At 60.5% G+C, this 2,818-nt stretch carries 1 protein-coding gene and 2 pseudogenes; all 3 read right to left on the bottom strand.

Annotation, left to right across the window (positions count from 1 at the left end; translation table 11 throughout):
• Positions 1–555: pseudogene (locus EJ079_RS33810) on the bottom strand (amidohydrolase); the annotation flags it as partial.
• A gap of 14 nt (positions 556–569) precedes the next feature.
• Positions 570–933, bottom strand: a pseudogene (locus EJ079_RS10250) (M20/M25/M40 family metallo-hydrolase); the annotation flags it as partial.
• A 248-nt stretch (positions 934–1,181) separates the two neighbouring features.
• Complete coding sequence (locus EJ079_RS10245) at positions 1,182–2,666, bottom strand: aldehyde dehydrogenase (RefSeq protein WP_210214661.1); 1,485 nt, start codon at positions 2,664–2,666, stop codon at positions 1,182–1,184.
• Between the last annotated feature and the right edge of the window lie 152 nt (positions 2,667–2,818).

Here is a 2,818-nt window from a genome sequence, read left to right as displayed (position 1 = left end):
AGCACCGGACCTTGCCGGATACCAAAGACACCAATCGGCAAGCCCGGAGCGTTGTGCATGCCAAAGACCTGATCGATTCCGAAGCGCTCCATCAGCCCGTCATCGAGCATCGCTTGCGCGCCTGTACCGACCTCTTCCGCGGGCTCGAATATCAAGACTGCAGTGCCGGCAAAATTCCGGGTTTCGGCAAGGTAGCGCGCCGCTCCCAATAACATCGCGGTGTGGCCGTCATGACCGCAGGCATGCATCAAGCCCTTGCTCTTGGAGGCATAGGGGAGACCGGTCCCTTCCTCAATTGGCAGCGCATCCATGTCAGCGCGCAAGCCGATGACCTTGAGATTGCCGTTGCTCATGGCCCTCTTGCCCTTGATGACACCAACGACGCCGGTCCTGCCAATGCCGGTCACGACCTCGTCGCAGCCAAATTCGCGCAGGCGCTCGGCGACGAAGGCCGAAGTGCGGTGTTCATCAAAGCCCAGTTCGGGATGTGCGTGTATGTCGCGGCGATAGGCCACGATGTCAGGGGAGGTCGGCGACGCGATTGAGCACGGGCATGGGAGTTTCCTTCNGTAGCGCGCCGCTCCCAATAACATCGCGGTGGCCGTCATGACCGCAGGCATGCATCAAGCCCTTGCTCTTGGAGGCATAGGGGAGACCGGTCCCTTCCTCAATTGGCAGCGCATCCATGTCAGCGCGCAAGCCGATGACCTTGAGATTGCCGTTGCTCATGGCCCTCTTACCCTTGATGACACCAACGACGCCGGTCCTGCCAATGCCGGTCACGACCTCGTCGCAGCCAAATTCGCGCAGGCGCTCGGCGACGAAGGCCGAAGTGCGGTGTTCATCAAAGCCCAGTTCGGGATGTGCGTGKATGTCGCGGCGATAGGCCACGATGTCAGGGAGGAGGTCGGCGACGCGATTGAGCACGGGCATGGGAGTTTCCTTCGTACGAGAGGGTAGGTTTGATGCTGGCTCGCCTCTTCGATGGGCGATCTTGGGAATGTTAATTTGAAGCGATATCGGCCTCCACATCCTCCAACTAGTTGTCGCCATCTTGGTCGAGCCTGAACACCATTTCGCCACTCCAACAATAAGTTTCTGCTATCGGTATCGAAGTGGAGGTCCATGCAATTAGAGCGAACGTACCGTTCGCCTCGGACACCTCAAATGAAACCACTCTCCTAGTTTCCTTGAGGTGGAAAGATTGATTTCACCTCAAGGAAAGCCGCCAGTCCCTCTGGCCCGAGTTCGCGACCAAGACCGCTGCCCTTGACCCCGCCGAAAGGCGCGTCGATATGGAGAGTGTAACGGTTGATGCCAACAACACCCGCCTCAATCCGGCGCGCAATCGCCATGCCTCGTTCGGCGTCGGACGTGAATACCGCCCCGCCAAGGCCGTATGTCGTGCCGTTGCAGATCGCGAGTGCCTCCTCTTCGTTGCCGTACGGGATCACTGACACCACCGGCCCGAAGATCTCCTCCTGGGCGATCCGCATTGCGCTGTCGACGTCGCGGAACACCGTCGGCTGGATGTAGTACCCGACGTCCAGGCCCTCCGGCCGGCCACCACCGGTTACGGTCTTCGCACCTTGCTCGCGTCCGGACGCGATGTAATCCTCGACGCGATCGCGCTGCCGCTTCGCCACTAGCGGGCCAACCTGCGTCGCGGGATCGAGCGGGTGGCCCACGACGAGAGCGGCCATTTTGCTTGCGATCCCCTCTACGACTTCGTCGTAGCGCGTGCGCGGAGCAAGCACCCGGGTGAGCGCATGGCAGATCTGGCCGCTGAACGGTATGCACGCGGGCGCAACCAGTGGGAGAAAGGTGTCGAGATGGGCGTCGTCGAGCAGCAGTGCCCCCGACTTGCCACCAAGCTCCAGCGTGAAACGCGCGAAGCGCTCGGCGCAGGCCAGCGCTACCTGGCGCCCGGCGTGCGTTGACCCGGTAAAGGACACCTTGTCGACACCCGGATGAGACGCGAGCAGCGCTCCTGTTTCGCGCCCACCGAAGACGATATTCACAACGCCCGGTGGAATGCCTGCCTCGTCCAGGGCTTCGGCAAGCAGGTATGAGTCCAGTGATGCTTCCGGTGGCGGCTTGATAATTGTCGTACAACCGGCAGCCATTGCCGGAGCCAGCTTCCAAGCGATGGCTCCCTGAGGGCCATTCCACGGCACGATCAATGCAGCAACACCTACCGGTTCTCTCCGAATGACCGTTCGCAACCCGTGTCCGATGCGCTCGGACTCGACTTCCAGCTGATCAGCGAGTTCAGCATAATAGTCGTAGTACTTCGATGTGCCACTTCCATTGGACTGCACGGAGGCTGCAAGGGGCATGCCAATCTGCGCGGTGACAATCGCGCCGAGTTGCTCGGCGCGATTGTCGATTGCACGGGCGAGCCTGCGCAAATAATTGGCTCGCTCCGATGCAGGCAACTGCGGCCAGCCGGAATTCCTAAACGCCTCCCGCGCGGCGTCTACTGCGGCAGAAACGTCGTCCTTGTCGCCATCGGGTATGGTCGCAAATTCCCGCTCATCCGCCGGATTCACGACCGGAATCCGGGCCGACGAGTGGGCCGGCCGGAGCTTCCCGTTGACATAGATATCGACGTGATCGCCGTTCATCAGGCCGATCGATCCGTCGTTTGTCGCTTTCATAGCCATGTCTCTTGCCACGTTGGTTGATCCTTCCAAAGGACTCAATCAGCTGTGTCCACTAACAGGACGCAGTTGCTATGCATCAACCTCGAGGTCGACGGCCGTTTGAACTGGATTTTTCTCCATACTGGCCTGCACAGCGCCAATGCTCTCGCGAA

The sequence above is a fragment of the Mesorhizobium sp. M7A.F.Ce.TU.012.03.2.1 genome (assembly GCF_004006095.1).
GTDB lineage: Bacteria > Pseudomonadota > Alphaproteobacteria > Rhizobiales > Rhizobiaceae > Mesorhizobium.
This window is presented reverse-complemented; position numbering and strand designations above follow the sequence as displayed.